This window comes from Streptomyces sp. 3N207, from assembly GCF_052246355.1.
Lineage (GTDB): Bacteria > Actinomycetota > Actinomycetes > Streptomycetales > Streptomycetaceae > Streptomyces.
This window is the reverse complement of record NZ_JBQQBV010000002.1, coordinates 495,444-517,090: the sequence shown is the minus strand read 5'-3', so window position 1 is coordinate 517,090 and position 21,647 is coordinate 495,444. Positions and strand designations below refer to the sequence as shown.

Below are 21,647 nucleotides of genomic sequence, written 5' to 3'. Positions count from 1 at the left end.
CGCTTTTACACACCGGAAATTGACACGACGGGGTACAGGATGAGAGGGCCGACCGAGGCCCCGGGAGATACCCGGCGCCCGTGCGCCGGGATCCGGAGCGGCGGGCGGTGACAGTGAGTGATCAGCTGGAGCAGACGGTCATAGGACGCTGGTCATGCCCAGTTCCGCCCAGACGACGCGGCCGCACCGGCCGCCGTGCGCCGAGACGCCCCAGCGCTGGGCGAGGGCGCCGACGAGCTGCAGTCCGCGGCCGTTCACCTCGTCCGAGGTCGCGCTGCGGGGCTGCGGCGCGCAGCTCTGCGTGCCCTCGTCGGTGACCTCTATCCGCAGCCGGTCGCCGTCCAGGTGGATACGGCAACCTATGCGGACGGTGTCCGTGTGCAGTACGGCGTTGGTGACGAACTCGGAGATGACCAACTGCGCTGTGTGGCCGAGGTCCTCAGGAAAGCCCCAGTGGTGCAACCGGCTGCGGAGCCGGGCGCGGGCCCGGGCGACCGACGAGGTGTGAGCGGGGAGCTCGAATCCCTCCTGACGCGTTTCCACGGCCGGTACGGCCGACGGGGCGGGCAAGGAGAGCTGCGCAGGGGGATACGAGGAGGCCACGGGTGAACGCCTTCCGTCTACCTGTGAGGGGAGGGGACGGCTGCCGGGAGGTGCTCCGCACAGGGCCCGGGAGGGCCTGCACACGCGCGCACCCGGGGGGCCATCGCCGGCCGGCCCTCCGGTGACGCGAGAGATACTGTGCGGCTCTGGTGCCGGAGCCTCATGAGCTGGGTCACGCTGTTCACTATGCGCAGCATCTTTCACAGATGGCAAGGGGAGTTCTGCAATTCGCAGAATCGCACGGGCAGTATGGCTGCTGCATTGGAGCCATGGCACACTGCTGACGCCAGGGTCCGCCAGGGGAGGCAGTCAAGGAGGCAATAGTGGCCGAGGCTCGTTCCGCGCCAACTGTGGGGCAGATAGTGCTCGGTCTACGCCTGCGTGATCTCCGTGAGCGGGCAGGTTGTTCCTTTTCAGAGGCCGCATATGCACTCAGTGTCAATACGACCACGGTGCGTCGTATGGAGAAGGCGGAAGTCGGCCTCAAGCCACCGTACGTCGAGAAGCTGCTGCGTATGTACGGCCTCTCCGACGAGGAGACGGCCTCGTTCCTGTCCCTGGTGGACGAGGCCAACCGGCCCGGCTGGTGGCACAGCTTCCGCGACGTCCTGCCGTCCTGGTTCAGCCTCTACGTGAGCCTGGAGGGCGAGGCCAGCCTGATCAGGGCGTACGAACCGCACTGCGTCCCAGGGCTGCTCCAGACCGAGGCATACGCGCGGGCTCTGCTGCACACCGGCTTCCCCGCGGCCGACGAGGAGGAACTGGACCGACGGGTTCAACTGAGGATGGGGCGCCAGCGGCTCCTCCACGATCCCGACGCTCCGGTTCTCTGGGCCGTACTCGACGAGCAGGTGCTGCGCCGCCACGTGGGTTCCCCTGCGGTTATGCGGGAGCAGATCGACCGGCTCATCGAGCTGTCCAAGCAGCAGAACATCACGATTCAGATCATCCCGTTCACTTCAGGTGCGCACCCCGGAATGTTCGGGCCCTTCCAGCTCTTCCGTTTCGATATTCCGGAACTCCCGGACATCGTCTACACGGAGGGCCTGACGGGCGCCACGTACCTGGATCAGCGTCCCGACACCGCCGCATATCTGGAGGTGCTGGACCGCATGGGCGCGCAAGCCGCGCCGGTACCACACACCGAGGCTGTTCTCGGTGAGATCCGCAAGGAGTTCTGAAGTATGGGTCATTCAGGCCACCCCCCACACATATACAACGGCATGCCTGCGAAGCACCTCGGTAACGAGGGCTGGCAGAAGCCCTGGAGCGGCACCAACGGCGGCAGTTGCGTCGAAGCGATGAAGCTCGGCGACGGCCGGGTCGCACTGCGGCAGTCCACAGATCCGGAAGGTCCGGCACTCATCTACACCACCCACGAGTTCGAGACCTTCCTGAAAGGCGCAAAGCAGGGCGTGGCCGACTTCCTGCTGGCCTCCGACTGACCGCACCACGACCTGGACCGGAGAACGGAGAGGCTGCATGACTGCAGAGGGGAACCTCCCCGGTATAGACACCACCAAGCCACACTCGGCCCGGATGTACGACTACTACCTTCGGGGCAAAACCCACTACGAGGCGGACGTGCAGGCGGCCGAAGCGGTCGTCGCGACCGTGCCGTTCGCCGGTGCCATGGCCCGCGCCAACCGTGACTTCATGATCCGGGCCACCCGCTGGCTGACGGCCGAGGCGGGCATAAGACAGTTCCTGGATATCGGCAGCGGCATTCCGACCGAGCCCAATCTGCACCAGGTGGCACAGTCGGTGGCCCCCGAGGCGCGGGTCGTCTACACCGACAACGACCCCATCGTGCTCCAGTACGCACAAGCACTGCTGCACAGCACGCCCGAAGGCCGTACCACCTATCTGCAGGCGGATGCCGCCAAGCCGGAGACGATCGTCGGCTCCGACGAGCTGCACTCCACGCTCGACCTCGGCCTGCCGGTGGCGCTCTCGGTCAACGCGCTGTTCCACTTCGTCCCCGACGAGTGGGGCCCGTACGAGATCCTCACCGGTCTGCTGGACCGGCTGCCCTCCGGCAGCTATCTGTGCCTCTCGCACGCCACGGCGGACGTCGACGACCCCGCGCTGGAGGCGCTGGGCCGCGAGGTGGTGGAGATCTACGCGAAGGGCGGCACCGCGCTGCGGCCCCGGGACCGCGCCGAGATCGCCCGCTTCTTCGAGGGGCTGGAGCTGGTGGAGCCGGGCCTGGTGATGGCGCACGACTGGCGCCCGGAGCCCGGAGGGACCGCCGAGCTCGAGGAGGGCCTGCCGAGCATGCTCGCCGGCGTGGCCCGCAAGCCCTGACCAAGGACCACGACAGGACTGCTGAGGGGGAAACCGCGATGTCCGAGCAGGGCGACGCACCACCGATCGACACGGCAAAACCGCACTCCGCACGCATGTACGACTACTACCTCGGGGGCAAGACCCACTACGAGGCGGACGTACAGGCGGCCGAAGCGGTGGTCGCCAAGCTGCCGGAGATCGTCACCGCGGCCCGCGCCAACCGCGATTTCATGGTCCGTGTCACCCGCACGCTGGCGGCCGAGTACGGCGTGCGGCAGTTCCTGGACATCGGCAGCGGCATTCCGACCGAGCCCAATCTGCACCAGGTGGCACAGTCGGTGGCCCCCGAGGCGCGGGTCGTCTACACCGACAACGACCCCATCGTGCTCCAGTACGCGCAAGCACTGCTGCACAGCACGCCCGAAGGCCGCACGACCTATCTGCGCGCGGACGTTACCCGGCCCGACAGCGTGCTGGAGGCGGCGGAACTGCACCACACGCTCGACCTGGAGCGCCCCGTCGCCGTTTCGGTCAACGCGCTGTTCCACTTCATCCCGGACGAGCAGCACCCCGAGCGGATACTGCGTACGCTGCTGGACCGCCTCGCACCGGGCAGCTTCCTGGCGCTGAGCCACGGCATCGCCGACGTGCCCGAGCAGGAGGGAGTCGACCGGATCAAGGAGGTCGTCGAGATCTACAAGCGGAACGGTACGGTCCTTGCGCCGCGGAGCCGTGCGCAGGTCACCGGGTTCTTCGACGGGCTGGAACTGCTGGACCCCGGCATCACCCAGGTGCACCTGTGGCGCCCCGACACCGACCCGCACGGCGGGCTGCCCGAGGGCACCATGACGTTGTACGCGGGGGTGGCGCGCAAGCCGTGACATGGGATGGCGCGGCGCAAGCCGTGCCGCGGGCGCGGCCCCCGGGCTGGTCCCGGGGCCGTTGACAGGGAGGGCCCCCGGGGCGACCATAAGCAAGCGCTTAGGAACCGAGCGCTCCATGCTCGCTGCCCCCGGGGATCGGACCACCCTCATGCCCTCACCCTCTCTGCTGCTCTCCCGCCGCGACCTCGAATTCCAGCTCTACGACTGGCTGGACGTCGAGTCGCTGACCCGGCGCGCACGCTACGCGGAGCACTCCAGGGAGACCTTCGACGACGCCCTGGAGCTGAGCGAGCGGATCGCCACCCGGCACTTCGCGCCGCACAACAAGAAGAACGACCAGGAGGAGCCCTGGTTCGACGGCGAGCAGGTGCACACCGCCAAGGAAGTGTCCGAGGCGCTGGGGGTGTTCGCCGAGTCGGGACTGCTGGCGGCAGCCATGGATGAGGAGTTCGGCGGCATGGGGATGCCGCAGACCGTCGAGACCGCCTGCTTCTCCTACTTCCAGGCCGCCAACGTCGGCACGTCGGCGTATCCGTTCCTCACCCTCGGCAACGCGCGCCTGCTGTGCGCCCACGGCACCCGCGAACAGGTCGACGCCTACGTCCGGCCGATGCTCGAAGGGCGCTTCTTCGGCACCATGTGCCTCTCCGAGCCGCACGCCGGCTCCTCGCTGGCCGATGTCACCACGCGCGCCGAGCGGCAGCAGGACGGCACCTACCGGCTGTTCGGCACCAAGATGTGGATCTCCGGCGGTGACCACGAACTGTCCGAGAACATCGTCCACCTCGTGCTGGCCCGCGTCCCCGGCGGACCGGCGGGCGTCAAGGGCCTCTCGCTGTTCATCGTCCCCAAGTATCTGGTCGCGCCGGACGGCACGCTCGGCGAGCGCAACGACGTGGTGCCGGCCGGGCTCAACCACAAGATGGGCTACCGGGGTACCACGAACGCACTGCTCAACTTCGGCGAGGGCGCGCACCACCGTCCCGGCGGCGAACCGGGCGCCGTCGGCCATCTGGTGGGCGAGGAGCACCGCGGACTGGCGTATATGTTCCACATGATGAACGGCGCCCGGATCGGCGTCGGCGCGGGCGCGATGGCGCTGGGCTACACCGGCTATCTGAAGTCCCTCGCCTACGCCCGCGAACGGCCGCAGGGCCGCCCGCCGACAGCGCGCGGCAAGGACGCCACGGCGCCACAGTTGCCGATCGTCGAGCACACGGACGTACGGCGGATGCTGCTCGCCCAGAAGTCCTATGTGGAGGGCGCGCTGGGGCTGCTGCTGTACTGCTCCCTGCTGGTGGACGAGCAGCGCTCGGCCGCCGCCGAGGAGGACCGGGCCCGCGCCGGGCTGCTGCTGGACGTGCTGACGCCGATCGCCAAGAGCTGGCCCTCGCAGTGGTGCCTGGAGGCCAACAGCCTCGCCATCCAGGTGCACGGCGGATACGGCTACACCCGCGAGTACGACGTCGAGCAGCACTACCGCGACAACCGCCTCAACCCCATCCACGAAGGCACCCACGGCATCCAGGGACTCGATCTGCTGGGCCGCAAGGTGGTGCAGGACGGCGGGGCCGGGCTGCGTGCGCTGGAGGGCGCGGTACGGGAGACGCTCGAGCGCGCCGAAGCCGCGGGCGGTGAAGCCGCAGAACTGGCGGCGACACTGCGCACGTACTGGGAGCGGGTCACCGCCGTGACGGCACGGCTGTGGGAGAGCAGCGATCCGTCGGTGGCGCTGGCGAACTCGACGGTCTATCTGGAGGCGGTCGGGCACGTGGTGGTGGCGTGGATCTGGCTGGGGCAGTTCCTCGCCACGCTGTCCAGCGGTTCGGGCGCCGAGGACGACGCTTTCCTCCAGGGCAAGCGGCAGGCGGCACGCTACTTCTTCCGCACCGAACTGCCGCGTACGGGCCCGCAGTTCGACCTGCTGGCGGCGTTGGACACCGTCGCGCTGGAGACCGACCCGGACTGGCTGTGAGCACGGCCGGACGCGGGGCGTGACCCGGACCGGGCATGCCCCGGCCAGTAGCGTGACCCGGACGGGCTCACACCTCGCCCAGGTCCCGCTGCTCCAGCGGCCGGGTCGCCGGGCCCTGTATCACCGAGCCGTCGGTACCGAAGCGGGAGCCGTGGCAGGGGCACTCCCACGCCGACTCCGCGTCGTTGAACCGCACCAGACAGCCCAGATGCGTACAGCGCGGCGAGACAGCGCGCAGCTCGCCCTCGGTCGTGCGATGCACCGCGCAGCGCCGCCCCTGCACCCGCACGATGGCGCCGGTCCCCGGCGGGATCTCGTCCACCGAGTCGACGTAGCTGGGCCGTAGCCGGTCTCCCACGAAGCGCCGGGCCACCGCCGACTGGAGACGCAGCAGCGCGGGCGCCTCACGGGGCCGCAGCCGCACCGGGTCGTACAGCCGCGCCCACGGCGGCAGCTGCTCACCGGTCAGATGTGCGGCCAGCAGCTGCCCGGCCAGCACTCCCGAGCTCATCCCCCAGCCGCCGAAGCCGGTGGCGACATAGACGTGCTGGGCGCCCGCGTGGAAACGGCCGATGTAGGGCACGCGGTCGGTGGTCTCGTTGTCCTGGGTTGCCCAACGGTGGGCGAGCCGGGCGCTGGGAAAGCGCTCGTACGCCCAGGCCGCCAGCCGTTCGTAGCGGGCGCCGACCGAGCCGATGCCCGGCATCCCGGGGGTGAACTTCTCCCCCGTGACGATCAGCAGCCGCCGCCCCGTGCCGAACGGGTACGGCGCGGTACGCACCGAGCGGGTGCCGCGCTCCGGCGAGAGATAGGTGCCGCCCGGGTCCTCGTCCTCGGGCAGCAGCGCGGAGATGACCAGCTCCCGGCGCGGCTCCAGCCGGGAGAACATCAACGCCCTGTCGAAGACCGGGTAGTGGGTGGCCACCACCACGTCACGGGCGACGACCTCACCCCCGTTCTCCGCACCGAGCAGGCATGGATCGCCCTCGTCGAGCGCGACGATGCGGGTACGTTCGAACAGCAGCCCGCCGTGTCGCAGGATGTCGTCCGCCAGTGCCAGCAGGTACTTGCGCGGGTGGAACTGTGCCTGGTTCTCGACCCTGACGGCAGCACGCACCTGGAAGGGCAGCCCTGTGTCGGTGACGAACGAGGCGGCCAGGCCCGCCTCGGCGGCGGCCTCCGCCTCGGCGCGTACCTCGTCCACATGGTCCGCCGACTCGACAAAGGTGTAGGCAGGCACCCGCTCCAGCTCGCACTCGATCCCCAACTGCCCGCCGACCGCGGCCAGATGATCGACGGCACCCTGCTGCGAGAGGGCGTAGAGCTGCGCCTCCTCCGCGCCCCGGTTGGCCCGCAGCCAGCTGTAGGTCAGCCCGTGCAGCGCGGAGAGCTTGGCCGTGGTGTGTCCGGTGACGCCGGCCGCCAGCCGGTCGGACTCCAGCACGGCGACGCTGCGGCCCGCGCGGGCCAGCTCCCAGGCCACCGAGAGACCCGCGATGCCGCCGCCCACCACGGCGACATCGACCTCGATCCGGCTGTCGGGCGGCAGCGGGGGGCAGGGTGCTCCCGCCGCGGAGAGCATCCAGTAGGACTCGTATCCGACGGGCAGTGTCGTCACCGCCGCCTCCCTTCAGCCGCGGATCGTCGTACCTGTGGTTCCCGTTGGCATGCCGCTCACCCCCGACGTTCCTCCGGCATAACGCATGGATTCGGCTGAAAAAGCGCTTCGCTGAAGGGTTTCCGGCAGCGGAATTCCCCCAACTCCTCCCCCACGGCGCTGTGGGGGCGCTACGGTTTGTGCGCGCGGGGACGGTCGGTTGTTTGCTGCACGCCGGGAGGGTTCCGCGATGGGCAACAAAGGGCACCTGACGCCTGTTCAGCACCTCGAAGAGCTGCTGACCCGCGCCCAGAACCCGTTCGACGTCCGCGACGAGGTGCTCGACCGACTACGCAGCGCTGTGATGTTCCAGGTGGAGCTGTACGGCTGGCGCCACCGCAATTCCCCGCCGCCCGCCTTGCGATGCAGCAGTTTTCGCCATGTCTTCCTGCTCGCCGACGGCAGCAGTCTACTGCTGTGGGAGCTGTGCTACGACAGCCCCGACAGTGCGGGCGAGCTGCACGAGGTGTACGACGACGCCGAGGCGCTGCGCCGCTCCGAACGCCGGGTGCACCGCCGGATGGGCGAGGAGTGCGAACCGGACGGTGCGGGCCATGGCGCCGTCTCGTTCGACTTCCTCACCGGCGCTCCGGGCACGGCCTACCCACGCCGGGAGTACCCGGAGGGCGACTCGGCCGAGCACGCTCGCAGGCTGCTGCGCCGGGCCGAGAACCCCGACCGGCCGGGCGAGGAGACGCTGCGGCTGCTCTCCTCGGCGCTCGGGCACCACATCATGCACGTGCCCGGGCCGCGGGTGCATGCCGGTGACTGCCAGGTGTGGTGCTCCGTCTACGAACACGCCTTCCTGCTCGCCGACGGCACCGAGCTCAGCCTGTACGAGCTGGAGCACAACATGACGGGCAGCGGGCGTCTGAAATGCGAGGTGTATCTGGACGAATCAGTCGCCGACCAGGCAGCGCACCGCCTCGCCAGGGAGCGGGGCTTGGACCTGTAGATCCCCGGCCACGGTTGTCCGTAGGCCGCCGACCAGCGAATCAACGGAGGTACCCCCCATGTCCATACGTGGACGCCACCGCCGCTATCAGCCTCGCGCCGTCTCGCGCGCCACCTTGAAGGTGACCGCGGGTGGCGCGGGGATAGCCATGCCCCTCGTCGGGGCCCAAGTCGCAGAGGCAGCGCCCGCAGACGTGTGGGACAACGTCGCCGAGTGCGAGAGCAGCGGCAACTGGAGGATCAATACCGGCAACGGCTTCTTCGGCGGGCTCCAGTTCACCCAGAGCACCTGGGAGGCATACGGCGGTACGGCCTACGCCGCACGGGCCGACCTGGCCACCAAGAGCCAGCAGATCGCGATAGCCGAGAAGGTGCTCAAGGGCCAGGGGCCGGGCGCCTGGCCCAACTGCGGCCCTCGGGCCGGGCTTTCGCGCGGCGACGCGGATCCCGGCGGCGCCCCTGCCGGCGGTTCGCAGGCCGGTGACGGGCAGGCGGGTGACAAGGCCGAGAAGTCGGAGTCGGAGAAGTCACAGGCCCAGAAGGCCCGCGCTGAGCAGGCTCGGGCGGCGAAGGCCAAGGCGGACCGGGCCAGAGCCGAGCGCAGCAAGAAGCAGACCACTTACGAGGTGGTCAGCGGCGACACCCTCTCCAGCATCGCCGATGAGCTGGGCCTTCAGGGTGGCTGGCGCTCCCTCTACGACGGGAACCGCACCACCATCGGCGACGACGCCGACCTCATCATGCCCGGCCAGCGGCTGAGCGTGAACGGCGCCCCGCAGGGCGAGGAGCGCGAGAAGTCACAGCCCACGAGGTCCGAACGCGCCTCCAAGACACCGTCCGCACAGCAGCAGACGCCGCAGAAGCAAGCCCCCAAGACGCAACCGCAGAAGCCGGCGCCGAAACCGGCCCCCAAGCACAGGGCCCCCTCCTCCGCCGCCACCGCGCCGGTCGCCGGCGTCAGCCCCGGCACTCCGTACGGTGCGTCGGGCGGCAGCTGGTCCTCCGGGTACCACACAGGCGTCGACTTCCCTGTCGGCACCGGCACTCCCGTCAAGGCCGTCACCAACGGCACGGTCGTCTCGGCGGGCTGGGGCGGCGCCTACGGGTACGAGGTGGTGGTGCGGCACAAGGACGGCAAGTACAGCCAGTACGGCCATCTGTCGGCCCTCTCGGTGCGCTCCGGACAGGCTGTGGAGACCGGGCAGCAACTCGGCCGCTCCGGCTCGACGGGCAACTCGTCAGGGCCCCATCTGCACTTCGAGATCCGCACCGGCCCGGCCTACGGCAGCGACATCAATCCGCTGACGTATCTGCGGGCACACGGAGTGCGGATCTAGGAGCCGTACCGCCCCGGGCGCCGACCGGCTGGTCCAGTTCGACCGTGCGGTCGCACCAGCGCTCCAGCAGTGTGCGGTCGTGGCCGACGGCCAGCAGTGCCGCGCCGGAGCGCTGCCGGTAGTCCTCCACCACGGCGACGAGCGCCGCCGTGGTGGAGGCGTCCAGCATCGCGGTCATCTCGTCGCAGACCAGCACCCGGGGCCGCAGCACCAACGCGCGTGCCACGCAGGCGCGCTGGAGCTGTCCGTCGCTGACCTCGTGCGGGCGGCGGCCCAGCAGGTCGCCGCCGAGGCCGACGGCGTCCGCCAGCTCCGCGACACGCTCGGCCGCCTCGGCGCGGCGCCCCGTGGCGCGCAGCGGTTCGGCGATCAGCGGGGCGAGGGTGAGGCGGGGATCGGCGGCGAGCCGGGGCTGCTGGAAGACGACGCCGACGGCGGTGCGCTGGGCGCGCGGCGCCCGGTGCCGCCAGCCCCTGGCCGGTTCACCGCCGAGCCGTACGGTGCCCGCGTACGGGCGGTGCAGCAGTGCCGCGACCTTGGCCAGGGTGGACTTGCCGCAGCCGCTCGGCCCCAGCAGGCCCACCGCCTCGCCCTCGCGCACGCTCAGCGAGACCTCGCGCAGCACGGGCGCGCGCCGCTCGTACCCCGCGGTGATGTCGTGCAGTTGCAGTGCGGGATGGGGTGCCTTGGTCATACGCCGCTCCCTTCGCGCACGCCGGAGGGGCAGCCGTCCATGACCGGGTGGTGGCAGGCCACACCGTCGGCCGGTACGGGCACCTGGGCGCACTCGGCGCTCGTGCGGGTGCAGCGCGGTGCGAACGCGCAGCCGTCCGGGAGGTCGCCCAGCTCGGGCGGCATACCGGGGATGGGGGTGAACGCGCGGTCCGGCAGCGCCGCCAGCAGGCCGCGGGCGTAGGGGTGGCGGGGTCCCGGCTCGCCGAAGAAGTCCCGCGCTGCGGCGAGTTCGACGACGCGGCCCGCGTACATCACCGCCACCCGGTCGGCGACGCGCTCGGCCGCCGCCAGGTCGTGGGTGATCAGCAGCAGGCCCCGCCCGTCGTCGGTGTGGGCGCGCAGCTCGTCGACGGTGCGCTCCACCAGATCGCGGTCGAGTCCGGTGGTCGGCTCGTCGGCGAGCAGCAGCGGTGCGTCGCCGACCAGCGCCAGTGCGGTGGCGGCCCGCTGGGCGAGCCCGCCGGAGAGCTGGTGCGGATACCGGTCCAGATGGTCGGCGGGGAAGGCGGCGCGGGCGGCTGCCGCAAGGGTCGCCTCGGTCAGCTCCCTGCCCCGCGCTCCGGTCAGCTCCCGTACGGTCTCGGCGAGTTGGGAGCGGACCGTGCGGACGGGGGTCAGATGGGCCGCCGGGCTCTGCGGTACGAGGCCGATGCGCCGTCCGCGCACCGTACGGGCGAGGGTGGCCTCGTCGGCCGCGAGCAGATCGAGGGGCTTGTCCTCTCCTGCCCGGCCGGGAGCGGTGTCCTTGCCGGGGCCGTGCAGCAGTGCGCTGCCGCTGGTGCGGGAGTTGGCCGGGAGCAGCCCCAGCAGTGCGGAGGCGAGCACCGACTTGCCGCAGCCGCTCTCCCCCACCAGGGCCAGGCACTCCCCCGCCGCCAGGTCGAAGGAGACGTCGCTGACGGCGGCGATCTCGCGACCGCCCCGCATCCGGAAGCGTACGGACAGCTCCCGTACCCGCAGCAGCGTGCGCACGGTTGCGCCCTCCCCGCTCACAGCATCAGCTCCGATCGGCGCCTGGGGTTGATCCGTTCCCGCCACACGCCCGCCAGCGAGGCGATGGCGAGGGTGGGCAGGATGAGGAACAGACCGGGGAAGAGCGTCGGCCACCAGTCGCCGGCCAGCAGGGTGCCCCGCGCGCTCTGGATCATGTTGCCGAGGCTGGCGCGGTGGGTGGGCAGTCCGAGCCCGAGGAAGGAGAGCGCCGATTCGTGCCAGATGGCGTGCGGCACCATCAGTACGGCCGCCAGCCCCGCCTGCGGCAGCACACCGGGCAGCAGATGGCGTACGGCGATCCGCCGGCGCGAGGCTCCGCCGGAGACGGCGGCGTCGATGAAGTCCCTGGAGCGCAGGGACAGCACCTCGGCCCGGACGATCCGCGCGGTGGACAGCCAGTGGGTGAGCCCGACGGAGGCGACCACGGGCCAGACGCCGGGGCGGAACATCGCCACGATGAAGATGCCCAGCAGCAGGTGCGGTACGGAGGAGAAGACATCGACGACGCGCATCACCAGCCGGTCCGTCCGACCGCCCGCGCCACCGGCAGCCGCGCCCACGGCGGTGCCGATGACGGTCGCGGCCAGTGCGGCGACGACGCCGACCAGCAGCGAGACCCGCAGTCCGTAGACGCAGCGCAGCAGCACGTCGCGGCCCACATCGTCGGTGCCGAACGGATGGGCGGGCGAGGGCGGCTGGAGCTTGTTGGCCAAGTCGACGGCCTGCTCGTCCAGCGGGAACAGCAGCGGCACAAGAAGTACCGCCCCGAGCACGGCCACCAGTACGGCTGCCGAGGCGCGCAACCGCAGGGTGCGACCCGTCCCGGCTCCCGGTGCCGCGCCGCCCTTCAGTACGGCGCTCACATCTCCTCCAAGGCGACGCGCGGGTCGGCCAGTCCGTACAGCAGGTCGGAGAGCAGGTTCCCGGCGAGCACCGCCACCGTGGCCAGCGTGGTGAGGGCCGCCAGCAGCGGGAAGTCCGTCGCGGTGGCGGCCTTGACGGTGGCCGAGGCGATGCCGGGCCAGCTGAAGACGGTCTCCACCAGCAGTGCGCCCGTGATGAGTTCGGGCACCCGCGAGCCGACCAGCGTCAGCAGCGGCAGCAGCCCCGAGCGCAGCGCGTGCCGCAGCAGCACCGTGCGCTCGGCCAGCCCCCGGGCGCGGGCCCCGCGTACGGCGTCCTCCTCCAGCGCGTCGCCGACGCCCTGTCGTACGTACAGCAGGAACCACGGCACCTGCGAGATGCCCAGCACCAGTGCGGGCAGCGCGAGATGGCGCACCAGCGCGCCCGCGGTGACCAGGTCGCTGCCGGAGTCGGTGAGCCCGCCGGCGGGCAGTACGTCGAGCTGGACGGCGAACAGCCAGATGCCCAGCAGCCCGAGCCAGAACGGCGGTGCGGCCTCCAGGGTGTAGGCGAGCGAGGTGACGGCCCGGTCGAACACGCCGCCCCTGCGGCGCGCCGCGGCGACCCCCAGGGCCGTGCCGACCAGCACGGCGAAGGCGAAGCCCACCGCGCACAGCAGCACCGACCAGCCCAGCCGTTCGCCGATGACCTGCGCGACGGGCTGCCGCAGCGAGGTGGAGTCCCCCAGGTCCCCCACCAGCGCGCCGGTCAGCCAGTCCCACCAGCGCTGCGGAAACGGCCCGTCGACGTTCAGGTTGCTGCGCAGCTGGTCCAGCGTCTCCTGCGAGGCACTGAGTCCGGCGGAGCCGGCGTACTGCTGTACGGGGTCGAAGGGCGATGCGGCGGCAACGGCGAACACCCCGAAGGTGACCGCCGCCAGCACGGGTATCGCGGCGAGCACTCGCCGCCCCACCAGCCGTGCGGCGGCGCGTATGACTGTGTCAGTCACTTCTCCGGCTGCCAGTCCTGGAGGTCCCACCAGGGGCCCGCGCCGATGCCGTGGTCGTGCGGTTCCAGCTGGGTGGTGAGGCCGCGCCATTTGTCGTCGATGACGTAGACGTGATCGATGTGGGTGAGGAAGGTGTAGCCGGGGTTCTTCGCCAGAGCGCGCTGCACCTTGTCGTAGGCGGCCTTGCGCACCCCCGCATCGCGGCTGCGGCGGCCCACGTCCAGCTGTTCGTCGACGGTCTTGTCGTGGTAGTGGGCGAGGTTGTTCCAGCCGTCGCCGATCTGCGAGGAGTGCAGGGTCGGGTAGAGGTCGAAGTCGGGATCGGCGGGGAAGCCGTTGCCCATCAGCATCGCGTCGTGCTTGAGCTTGGGGCGGACGACCTCGCGGCTGCCGGCCTGGACCTTGATGTCGATGCCGGCTTTCTTGGCGTCGGAGGCGTACGCCAGGGCGTGGTCCTGGCGGAGCTTGTCGCCGGAGAAGTACCAGAGGGTGAACGCGGCGCGCCTGCCGCTCTTCTCGCGGATGCCGTCCTTGCCCGGCTTCCAGCCCGCGTCGGCGAGGATCTTCTTGGCGCGGGACAGATCGTGGCGGCGTTCGGTGCCCTTGGCGAACCAGGGGCTGTCGGTGGGCAGCGGGCCGTACGCGGGCTTGCCGGCGCCACCCAGGACGGACTTGACCATGGCCTTGCGGTCGACGGCGAGGTCGAGGGCGCGGCGGACGGACTTGTCCTTCGTGACGGGGTTGCCGCTGGGCAGGGTCACGGCGCGGTAGTCGGCGGTCTGGGCGCTGAAGGTGCGCTTTTCTGGGTCCTTCTCGTACGGCTTGGCGAGGTTGGGCGGGAGGATGGCGCCGTCCAGGTCGCCGGAGCGCAGCCGGGTGGCGCGTACGTCGTCGTCCTCGATGACGGCGACGGTGAAGCGCTTGATCTTCGGCTTGCCGCCCCAGTAGTGCGGGTTGGCCTTGAAGCTGAGCTTCTCGCCCTTGCGCCAGCTGGTGAGGACGTACGGCCCGGTGCCGACCGGCCTGGTGTTGTAGGAGCCGGTGTTGACATCGGTCTTCGCGGCGACGGCCCGGGAGGCGATGGGCAGGACGGTGCGCTCGGCGAACGCCGCGTAGGGGTACTTGAGCCGGAAGACGACCTGGTGTCTGCCCGCTGCGCGGACGCTCTCGACGGCGTCCAGCTCACCCTTGGAGGCGTTGTTGGTCTTCTTGTCGAGGATCGTCTCGTAGGTGTAGACGACGTCCTCGGAGGTGAAGGGCTTGCCGTCGCTGAAGGTGACGCCCTTGCGCAGCTCGTAGGTGTAGGTCCGGCCGTCCTTGCTCACCTTGGGCAGGTGGGCGGCGAGTGCGGGCTTCAGATTCATCTTGGCGTCGTGGGTGAGCAGGCCGTCGAAAATCTTCGAGTTGCCCTCCTTGCCGTACCCCAGCAGCGGGTTGAGGGTCTCCGGCTCCTGCGCCACACCTACCGTGAGGGAGTCCGTGCCGCCGGGACCGTCGCCGTCGCCGGGCGCGGAGCACGCCGTGGCCGCCGTGAGGACGACGGCGGCGGTGGCCATCGCGGTGGCTGTCCGTACCGTCCGGGCAGTCATGTGTGGCACACTCCTTGTTAAAGACCACTCGCTCTTGCAATCGATTCGCAATTGGCTTCGATTAAATCATGGCCCGTGCGGTGCGCTATGCCCCGATACCTCCCGGCACAGTTGTCAAGGGCGGGGCAAGATCCAGCCCCAGTAACGCTGTTTCCTTCCACGCGCCGCTTCTCGGTCAGTAGCCTCATGGGCCCGACCGGAACTCCCCGGTGAATGAAGCGAGCTGGAGACCCCTCGATGCAACGTCCCGCCTGGGCCCCGCAGGGCATCGATCTCACGGTGCCGAGCGTGTCGCGGATGTACGACTACTACCTGGGCGGTTCGCACAACTTCGAGGTCGACAGGGAGACGGCGCGGCAGGCGATCAAGGCGTGGCCAGGACTGCCGAAGATCATGCAGGCCAACCGGGCCTTCATGCGCCGGGCGATCCGCTTCGCGGCCCAGGAGGGGCTCACCCAGTTCCTCGACATCGGCTCGGGCATCCCCACCTTCGGCAACGTCCATGAGGTGGCCCATGCGTTGGACCGCGGCGCACGGGTCGTCTACGTCGACAACGATCCGGTCGCCGTCGCGCACAGCCGCGCGGTACTGGAGGGCGACAGCAGGGTCGGCATCGTCTCGGCGGACTTCCGCTCGCCGCAGGACATCCTCGAGAGCCCCGAGGTCGAGGACCTGCTGGACCTGGACAAGCCGCTGGTGCTGATGCTTGTCGCGCTGCTGCACTTCATCGAGGACCGCGACGAACCCCGCAAGTGCGTCGCGGAGCTGGCCCGCCATCTGGCGCCCGGCAGCCTGCTGGTGCTCTCCCACGGGTCCACCGAGGGCGGGCCCGTACGGGACGGCGGCCTCGCCCTGCAGGAGGTCTACAGCAGTGCGAGCGCCCCGCTGATCATCCGGTCCAAGGACGAAATCGCGCAGTTCTTCGAGGAGTTCGAGATGGTGGAGCCGGGTCTGGTCGCGCTTCCGCGCTGGCGCCCCGACAGTCCCATGGAGCACGAGGACCCCGTCGTCTTCAGCGGGTTCGCCGGAGTCGGCCGTAAGGCGGGACTCGCCGAGTGACCTCCCAGGACGAGACCGACGAACACGAGGGGCATACCAGCCCGGCCCAGGACGGCACCGGCGCGGCGAAGGGAGAGGACGGCCTACGCCGCTTCGCGCGGATCTGGAGCCGCGCCGTCTACCCCGCCACCCAGACCTCGCTCTCCCGCGCCGAGTTGGAGGACTTTCTCCATCCGCTGGCCGGCATGCTCGGAGAGGCCCTGCACGCCTACCCGTTCAGCCCCATACCCGGCCGGGAGGTCGGCGAGGTGCTGGTGAAGGAGGCACACTGCACCAGTTCCGACGCGCTGCCGCACATCCTCGGCGTCGTCGAGTCGTATCTGGTGCTCTACGCCGGAACCCCCGGCACGCTCGGCGTCGACGAGGCCCGCTCGCGCTGTGCCCGGCTCCAGCACGCCATCGCCGCCGGGTTCACGCTCGCCGTACAGGAGCGCACCCTGGCCGAGCAGGAAGCCCTCTCGCGTGCCGCGCTGGCCGCGCAGACGGCCGTCGAGGAAGCCCTGCACGCTTCGGAGACCCGGTTCCGCGCCGTCTTCAAGGAAGCCACGATCGGCATCGGCATCGCCGACATGAACGGCCGGCTGCGGGACGCCAACGGCGCCCTCGCCAGGATGTTCGGGCACTCCGAGGAGGAGATGCGCCGCCGCAACATCAACGACTGGGTGCACCCGGACGACGCCCCCGACGTCTGGCGGCTGCACCGCGAGCTGGCCGCCGGCCGGCGCGACCACTTCCGGGTGGAGAAGCCCTACCAGCGCCCCGACGGCACCGTGCTGTGGACCAACCTGACCGTCTCGCTGCTGCGGGACGCCGAGGGTGAACCCCGCTATCAGCTCGCCCTGATGGAGGACATCACCGAGCGCCGCCTGCTGCATCTGCGGCTGCGCTACGAGGCGACCCACGACGAGCTGACGGGGCTGCCGAACCGCACCCTGTTCGCCGAGCGTCTGGACCGCATCCTGACGCCGGGCAACGGGGTCGGCCGGTTCGGGCTGTGCTATCTGGACATCGACGGCTTCAAGACGGTCAACGACAGTCTGGGGCACGCCGTGGGCGACCAGCTCCTGGTCGCCGTCGGTGAGCGCCTGCAGTCCTGCACCACCGCGCCCGCGCATCTGGTCGCCCGGATCGGAGGTGACGAGTTCGCCGTGCTCATGTCCGACCCCGAGGGTACGGAGGAGGTCACCTGCCTGGCCCGGGCCCTGTTGGCGACGCTGGCGACCCCGATCTCGGTGGACGGGCGCGAGCTGTCCGTCCGCGCCAGCATCGGGATCGTGGAGGGCGCCTCGGGGCAGCTGGAGCCGGCCGAGGTGCTGCGCAGCGCCGACATCACCATGTACCGGGCCAAGGACGCGGGCGGCAACCGCTACGAGCTGGCCGACCCGGACTCCGAGGCCCGCGCGATAGACCGGCACAGCCTCACCAACCGGCTCCCCGCGGCACTGGAGCGGGACGAGTTCTTCCTGGAGTACCAGCCGCTGATCCGGATGAGCGACGGGAGTGTGGACGGTGCCGAGGCGCTGGTGCGGTGGAAGCACCCGGTGCACGGGCGGCTCGGCCCCGACCGGTTCATCCCGCTGGCCGAACACACCGGGCTGATCGTGCCGTTGGGCCGCTGGGTGCTGGAGCAGGCCGTGGCGCAGACCTGCGCCTGGTCGACCGGTCAGCCGCTGCGGGTCAACGTCAATCTCTCCCCCCGGCAGCTGCACCACCCGGACCTGGTGCCGGACACCATCGCCGTACTGGAGTCGGCGGGCGTGCAGCCCTCCTCACTGTGCCTGGAGGTCACCGAGAGCGCGCTGATCGGTGCGGACGAGGACGAGCTGAAGCCGCTGTGGCAGCTGGCCGAGATCGGCGTCGACATCGCGCTGGACGACTTCGGCACCGGCTACTCCAACCTGGCCAACCTGCGGAAGCTGCCTGCCACCACGCTCAAGCTGGACCGCTCCTTCACCCAGGGGCTCCAGCAGCACCCCGCCGACCCGGTCGACCTCACCTTCGTGGAGGGCATCGTCTCGCTCGCCCACGCGCTCGGCCTCGCCGTCACCGTCGAGGGGGTGGAGACCGAGAGCCAGGCCGACCAGTTGCGCGACCTGGGCTGCGACACCGCGCAGGGCTGGTACTACGCGCGCCCGTCCTCGCCCGGGGAGTTCGCCAAGGACTGGGCGACGGCGGGCTGACGGCCGACCGCCCGGGGCTAGGGCGCCAGGTCCAGGTGGCTCTCGAACCACTCCACGAGATCGGCCTCGACCTCGTCCCGGACGGTTTCGTTGAGGATCTCGTGCCGCGCGTCCTCGTACGCACGCCAGCTCAGATCGTGCGTGCCCAGGTGGCGGAAGTCCTCCAGCAGCTCGTAGACGAGCGTCATGCGCTGGTTGCACGGGTCCTGGTCGCCGACGGCGATGTGGACCGGCAGTGCGCGCGGAATGCGGGCGAACTGCTGCGGGTCGTTGATCTTGCGGGAGCCGAGCACCCAGTCCAGCGACAGCCCCGCGCTGAACGGGAAGCCGCAGCGCTCGTCCTGGGCGTAGATGTCGACCTCGACCTCGTCGCGGGAGAGCCACTCGAAGCCGGTGCGGTGCTCGAAGGGGTCGTTGAAGGAGCTGAACAGTACGGCGGTGAAGTCGGACGGTGCGTCCCTGCCCCGCTCGGCGATCTCCCGCTCCAGCTGCTGCACAGCGGTTTCGGTCTCGCAGCCGGGCAGCGAGCGGAACGTGCCCGACAGCACCAGCCCGGACAGCCCGGCGCCGTACTCCTGGGCGTAGTCACGGGCGAGCTGCGAGCCCATGCTGTGCCCGAGGAGGAAGAACGGGGCGTCGGAGGGCAGATGGGCGCGGGCCCGGTCGCCGATCTCCTTGAGATCGTCGACCGTGGCCCGCCAGCCCTCGGCACCCACGGCGCCGTAGCCGCCGGTGTGGGACGCCGTCGCACCGTGCCCTCGGTGGTCGGAGGCGACGACGGCATATCCGCCTGCCGTCAGCCGCCGGGCGAACCGGTCGTAGCGCAGCGCATGTTCGGCGGCGCCGTGTGCGATCTGGACCAGGGCGCGTACATCACCCTCCGGCAGCCAGGTGTAGGTCGCCACCGGTGTCCCGTCCGCCACGGTCGTGAAGTCGTCCCGCCGTTCCGCCACGCCCGGCTCCTTCCTTCTCGTCCTGCCTGCCGTGTGTGCTGCCGCGCGCGGATCACGGCACCGCGCGCAGGCGGTAACCGTAGCGGTAGGTGCGGTCGGCGTGAAGGAGGTGCTTCTCCAGCGCCGCTGCGCCCCGCGAACCGTGCGGCCTCAGGGCTGGACGGACTGCCGGGCGGGCGCCGTCAGAAACGGCCGCACCCGCTTGATCAGCATCGTCATCTCGTACCCCAGCACCGCGGGGTCCGCCTCGCGGGCGGCCAGTACGGCGAGGCGGGTCCCCTGGCCCGCCCTCGACACACACAGCAGCGAGTGGTCGAGCTCCACCACGACCTGCCGGACCCCGTCGCCCCCCGCCATCCGCAGCCCGAAACTTCGGGCCAGCGAGTGCAGTCCGGAAGCGAGTGCCGCCAGCTGGTCGGCGGCGTCGGGCTCCAGCCCGTGCGCGGACTGCGTCAGCCCGTCCGCCGAGAGCAGCAGCGCGCCGGTTGCATGCGGTACCCTCCGCACCAGATCGGCCAACAGCCAGGAAAAGTCGGTGTTCCGCCCGCTGTCCCGCTCGCCGCTCCGCCGCTGAGGGGCCTCATTCACCATCATCGCGCTCTTCTCCTTGAGGGCGCGCATGCCGCGCCACGGCCGTACGGTGGCGGCGGGGCGACTCCCCCGCCGCCACGGCCTCTTCGGGGTGAGGGTCGGTGTTGTCCGCCAGACTGCTGCCCCGCCGGAATGCGGCCATCAGCCCTGGATCGTGCGGCTCTTCGGACGGGCTGCCGTCAGCCCGACGCGGCCGTCCGGGCTTGCCCAGCTCCGGGAAGAGATGCTTGTGACGGCTCCGTACGGGCAGCGGCGGGCGATCCGCCTCGGCCCCGCCTTCCGTACGAGCACCGGGCGGCCCCAGCGGCAACGGTGTGGCAGGCCCCCGCTCCTTCCCACGGACCCGGGCCCGCGGCCGCGGATCGGGCCCGGACTCCGCGCCCGGTCGCGGAGCCGTCTTCGGGCCGGAGCCCGGGGTGAGCTCCGTATCCGGGCCGGGGGCGGTTTCGGGCGGCAGGGGGGCGCCTTGGTCGCGGCGCCGGCCGAGGATGCGCCGGGGCAGTACGGCGACGGCCTGCACTCCGCCGTAGATGTTGCTCTGCAGCTGGACGACGATGCCGTGGCGGCGGGCCAGCGCCGAGACGACGTAGAGGCCGATGCGACCGCCCCGCACCAGCTCGGGGACGTTGATCCGGTCCGGTTCGGCGAGCACCGCGTTGAGCCGGTTCTGTACGCCTGGGTCCATGCCTGGCCCCCGGTCCTCGATCTCGACCGCGAGCCCGGCGGTGACGCACTGGGCGCGCACCAGTACCTGGGTGTCCGGTGCGGAGAACACCGTGGCGTTCTCGACGAGTTCGGCCAGCAGATGGATGACGTCGGCGACGGCGTACCCGCGCACGGTGCCCTCGATCGGGGGCACCAACTGGGTCCGGGTGTAGTGCTCGACCTCCGCGACAGCGGAGCGCAGCACTTCGGAGAGGGAGACGGGGCGCGTCCAACTGCGGTGTGCGACGGCGCCGCCGAGTACGGCGAGGTTCTCCGCGTGACGCCGGGTGCGGGTGGCGAGGTGGTCGACGTGGAAGACGCCTTTGAGCAGTTCCGGGTCCTCGACCTCGTTCTCCAGCTCGTCGATGAGCTCGATCTCCCGGTACACCAGGGACTGCAGCCTGCGGGCGAGCCCGAGGAAGACCTGGGCCCGCTCCTCGTTGCCGCCGCGCGCCCCCTCCGCCGTCAGCGCGACGGCCTCGACGACAGCGGACTCCGCGGTGCACTGGGCGAGTGCGGCCTGGTGGCAGAGCAGGTCGAGCGAGTCGCCGACCGGCTCGGTTTCGGTCACACGGGTGCGGGTCACGGGGCGTTCGCCGTGCCGCAACGCCCACAGCATGGAACGGAGTTCGGCCTGTCCCCGCACCAGGGATTGCCGCAGTGCCGCACAGCGCGCGGCCGTACCGCGTGCTTCGGCCGCGGCGAGCACTCCCGCAGTGCCGAGCACCCCGCACACCACCAGTGCACCGACGGCCAGCACGGCCCACAGCGCGGCGCCGATCGGGTCCGAGCCGTCGCGGTCCGCCAGCAGACACCCGACGACGACGGCGCCGGTGACCGCGACCAGTCCCGAGGGCAGCACGGCGAGCCGTACCAGTCGGTGGCGTACGGCGGCGTCGCCCACGCTCTCGCGCGCCCGGGCCTGCGCCGGGGTCCTGCCGTGCCGCCGCCGCGCCGGAACGTTCCCCTCGGGAGGGCCGGACGGTGGGGCGGTCATGGAAACGGAGTTGGACGATCCTCTTCCGTTTTGCGCCGCGTTACTGGGGGGTTCGGCCATGGGTTCCTCGGGAGAGTTGAGGCAGGTGAGATGGGGAAGCGACAGGACGGGGAAGGCAGCGGGGCGTCGACGCCGTGGTCACGCTAGCCCGCGGCCCGGCCCCTCCCTGACCCCTACAACGAATTCGCCACGGTTCGCCAGCTCCCAAAGAGTGAACCCGTCCGGCTTCCGCTTGACAGGCCGCACGCGCTCAACTCGCCACGCCCCGCGCCCATTTCGTACGCGGCTCCGGCG

At 70.9% G+C, this 21,647-nt stretch carries 19 protein-coding genes; 9 read left to right on the top strand and 10 right to left on the bottom strand.

The genetic code is table 11. From position 1 onward, the window contains the following. Positions 1-138 precede the first annotated feature (138 nt). On the bottom strand, positions 139-543 hold the full coding sequence (locus ACTWP9_RS05015) for an ATP-binding protein (RefSeq protein ID WP_443244728.1): 405 nt from the start codon (positions 541-543) through the stop codon (positions 139-141). Between the two features lie 383 nt (positions 544-926). Here ACTWP9_RS05015 and ACTWP9_RS05010 point away from each other — a divergent pair, with 383 nt between their 5' ends. The 5 genes from ACTWP9_RS05010 (at position 927) to ACTWP9_RS04990 (ending at position 5,751) form a co-directional block, all read left to right on the top strand. Next, positions 927-1,784, top strand: a complete 858-nt coding sequence (locus ACTWP9_RS05010) for a helix-turn-helix domain-containing protein (RefSeq protein ID WP_443244727.1) — start codon at positions 927-929, stop codon at positions 1,782-1,784. 3 nt (positions 1,785-1,787) lie between these two features. Continuing rightward, positions 1,788-2,048: a DUF397 domain-containing protein gene (locus ACTWP9_RS05005; protein WP_443244726.1), complete on the top strand. Its 261-nt coding sequence runs from the start codon at positions 1,788-1,790 to the stop codon at positions 2,046-2,048. Between the two features lie 37 nt (positions 2,049-2,085). After that, positions 2,086-2,910, top strand: coding sequence for an SAM-dependent methyltransferase (locus ACTWP9_RS05000; protein WP_443244725.1), 825 nt, complete (start codon positions 2,086-2,088; stop codon positions 2,908-2,910). Between the two features lie 38 nt (positions 2,911-2,948). After that, positions 2,949-3,773, top strand: coding sequence for an SAM-dependent methyltransferase (locus ACTWP9_RS04995; RefSeq protein WP_443244724.1), 825 nt, complete (start codon positions 2,949-2,951; stop codon positions 3,771-3,773). Between the two features lie 151 nt (positions 3,774-3,924). Then, positions 3,925-5,751, top strand: coding sequence for an acyl-CoA dehydrogenase (locus ACTWP9_RS04990; protein ID WP_443244723.1), 1,827 nt, complete (start codon positions 3,925-3,927; stop codon positions 5,749-5,751). Between the two features lie 67 nt (positions 5,752-5,818). On the opposite strand, the gene ACTWP9_RS04985 is transcribed toward ACTWP9_RS04990, so the two are convergent. Then, entirely contained in the window at positions 5,819-7,369 is a 1,551-nt protein-coding gene (locus tag ACTWP9_RS04985; protein ID WP_443244722.1) for an FAD-dependent oxidoreductase, read from the bottom strand. Between the two features lie 229 nt (positions 7,370-7,598). On the opposite strand from ACTWP9_RS04985, the gene ACTWP9_RS04980 reads away from it, so the two are divergent. Both ACTWP9_RS04980 and ACTWP9_RS04975 read left to right on the top strand, forming a co-directional pair. Then, entirely contained in the window at positions 7,599-8,363 is a 765-nt protein-coding gene (locus ACTWP9_RS04980; RefSeq protein WP_443244721.1) for a DUF6227 family protein, read from the top strand. 58 nt (positions 8,364-8,421) lie between these two features. Next, complete coding sequence (locus ACTWP9_RS04975; protein WP_443244720.1) at positions 8,422-9,699, top strand: transglycosylase family protein; 1,278 nt, start codon at positions 8,422-8,424, stop codon at positions 9,697-9,699. Here the strand turns inward: ACTWP9_RS04975 and ACTWP9_RS04970 are convergent. The 5 genes from ACTWP9_RS04970 to ACTWP9_RS04950 all read right to left on the bottom strand — a co-directional run bounded on the left by ACTWP9_RS04970 (position 9,656) and on the right by ACTWP9_RS04950 (position 14,868). Next, positions 9,656-10,393, bottom strand: a complete 738-nt coding sequence (locus ACTWP9_RS04970; RefSeq protein WP_443244719.1) for an ABC transporter ATP-binding protein — start codon at positions 10,391-10,393, stop codon at positions 9,656-9,658. The genes ACTWP9_RS04975 and ACTWP9_RS04970 overlap by 44 nt on opposite strands. After that, a complete protein-coding gene (locus ACTWP9_RS04965; RefSeq protein ID WP_443244843.1) occupies positions 10,390-11,361 on the bottom strand; it encodes an ABC transporter ATP-binding protein in 972 nt (323 codons plus the stop codon). The genes ACTWP9_RS04970 and ACTWP9_RS04965 overlap by 4 nt, the downstream gene beginning before the upstream one ends. A gap of 62 nt (positions 11,362-11,423) precedes the next feature. Beyond that, a complete protein-coding gene (locus ACTWP9_RS04960) occupies positions 11,424-12,290 on the bottom strand; it encodes an ABC transporter permease (RefSeq protein WP_443244718.1) in 867 nt (288 codons plus the stop codon). Next, on the bottom strand, positions 12,287-13,279 hold the full coding sequence (locus ACTWP9_RS04955; protein WP_443244717.1) for an ABC transporter permease: 993 nt from the start codon (positions 13,277-13,279) through the stop codon (positions 12,287-12,289). Before ACTWP9_RS04955 ends, ACTWP9_RS04960 begins: the two co-directional genes overlap by 4 nt. Then, positions 13,276-14,868: an ABC transporter substrate-binding protein gene (locus tag ACTWP9_RS04950; protein WP_443244716.1), complete on the bottom strand. Its 1,593-nt coding sequence runs from the start codon at positions 14,866-14,868 to the stop codon at positions 13,276-13,278. Before ACTWP9_RS04950 ends, ACTWP9_RS04955 begins: the two co-directional genes overlap by 4 nt. A gap of 237 nt (positions 14,869-15,105) precedes the next feature. Here ACTWP9_RS04950 and ACTWP9_RS04945 point away from each other — a divergent pair, with 237 nt between their 5' ends. Then, entirely contained in the window at positions 15,106-15,927 is an 822-nt protein-coding gene (locus tag ACTWP9_RS04945; RefSeq protein ID WP_443244715.1) for an SAM-dependent methyltransferase, read from the top strand. Further along, the gene (locus ACTWP9_RS04940) at positions 15,924-18,107 is read left to right on the top strand and encodes a putative bifunctional diguanylate cyclase/phosphodiesterase (RefSeq protein WP_443244714.1); all 2,184 of its coding nucleotides are present in this window, start codon (positions 15,924-15,926) and stop codon (positions 18,105-18,107) included. The genes ACTWP9_RS04945 and ACTWP9_RS04940 overlap by 4 nt, the downstream gene beginning before the upstream one ends. Positions 18,108-18,124: 17 nt before the next feature. Here ACTWP9_RS04940 and ACTWP9_RS04935 read toward each other — a convergent pair whose 3' ends face one another. From ACTWP9_RS04935 to ACTWP9_RS04925, 3 genes are all read right to left on the bottom strand, one after another. Then, positions 18,125-19,060, bottom strand: a complete 936-nt coding sequence (locus ACTWP9_RS04935) for an alpha/beta fold hydrolase (RefSeq protein ID WP_443244713.1) — start codon at positions 19,058-19,060, stop codon at positions 18,125-18,127. Between the two features lie 150 nt (positions 19,061-19,210). Beyond that, positions 19,211-19,651, bottom strand: coding sequence for a roadblock/LC7 domain-containing protein (locus ACTWP9_RS04930; protein WP_443244842.1), 441 nt, complete (start codon positions 19,649-19,651; stop codon positions 19,211-19,213). Further along, positions 19,641-21,353: an ATP-binding protein gene (locus ACTWP9_RS04925; protein ID WP_443244712.1), complete on the bottom strand. Its 1,713-nt coding sequence runs from the start codon at positions 21,351-21,353 to the stop codon at positions 19,641-19,643. Before ACTWP9_RS04925 ends, ACTWP9_RS04930 begins: the two co-directional genes overlap by 11 nt. Positions 21,354-21,647: the final 294 nt, after the last annotated feature.

What these genes read in the sequence shown, in the direction of transcription:
- ACTWP9_RS04970 (WP_443244719.1), bottom strand. Translation starts at nt 10,393, where the DNA reads ATGACCAAGGCACCCCATCCCGCACTGCAACTGCACGACATCACCGCG.
- ACTWP9_RS04950 (WP_443244716.1), bottom strand. Translation starts at nt 14,868, where the DNA reads ATGACTGCCCGGACGGTACGGACAGCCACCGCGATGGCCACCGCCGCC.
- ACTWP9_RS04975 (WP_443244720.1), top strand. Translation starts at nt 8,422, where the DNA reads ATGTCCATACGTGGACGCCACCGCCGCTATCAGCCTCGCGCCGTCTCG.
- ACTWP9_RS05000 (WP_443244725.1), top strand. Translation starts at nt 2,086, where the DNA reads ATGACTGCAGAGGGGAACCTCCCCGGTATAGACACCACCAAGCCACAC.
- ACTWP9_RS04930 (WP_443244842.1), bottom strand. Translation starts at nt 19,651, where the DNA reads ATGGTGAATGAGGCCCCTCAGCGGCGGAGCGGCGAGCGGGACAGCGGG.
- ACTWP9_RS04995 (WP_443244724.1), top strand. Translation starts at nt 2,949, where the DNA reads ATGTCCGAGCAGGGCGACGCACCACCGATCGACACGGCAAAACCGCAC.
- ACTWP9_RS05005 (WP_443244726.1), top strand. Translation starts at nt 1,788, where the DNA reads ATGGGTCATTCAGGCCACCCCCCACACATATACAACGGCATGCCTGCG.
- ACTWP9_RS04965 (WP_443244843.1), bottom strand. Translation starts at nt 11,361, where the DNA reads ATGCGGGGCGGTCGCGAGATCGCCGCCGTCAGCGACGTCTCCTTCGAC.
- ACTWP9_RS04925 (WP_443244712.1), bottom strand. Translation starts at nt 21,353, where the DNA reads ATGACCGCCCCACCGTCCGGCCCTCCCGAGGGGAACGTTCCGGCGCGG.
- ACTWP9_RS04945 (WP_443244715.1), top strand. Translation starts at nt 15,106, where the DNA reads ATGCAACGTCCCGCCTGGGCCCCGCAGGGCATCGATCTCACGGTGCCG.
- ACTWP9_RS04980 (WP_443244721.1), top strand. Translation starts at nt 7,599, where the DNA reads ATGGGCAACAAAGGGCACCTGACGCCTGTTCAGCACCTCGAAGAGCTG.
- ACTWP9_RS04990 (WP_443244723.1), top strand. Translation starts at nt 3,925, where the DNA reads ATGCCCTCACCCTCTCTGCTGCTCTCCCGCCGCGACCTCGAATTCCAG.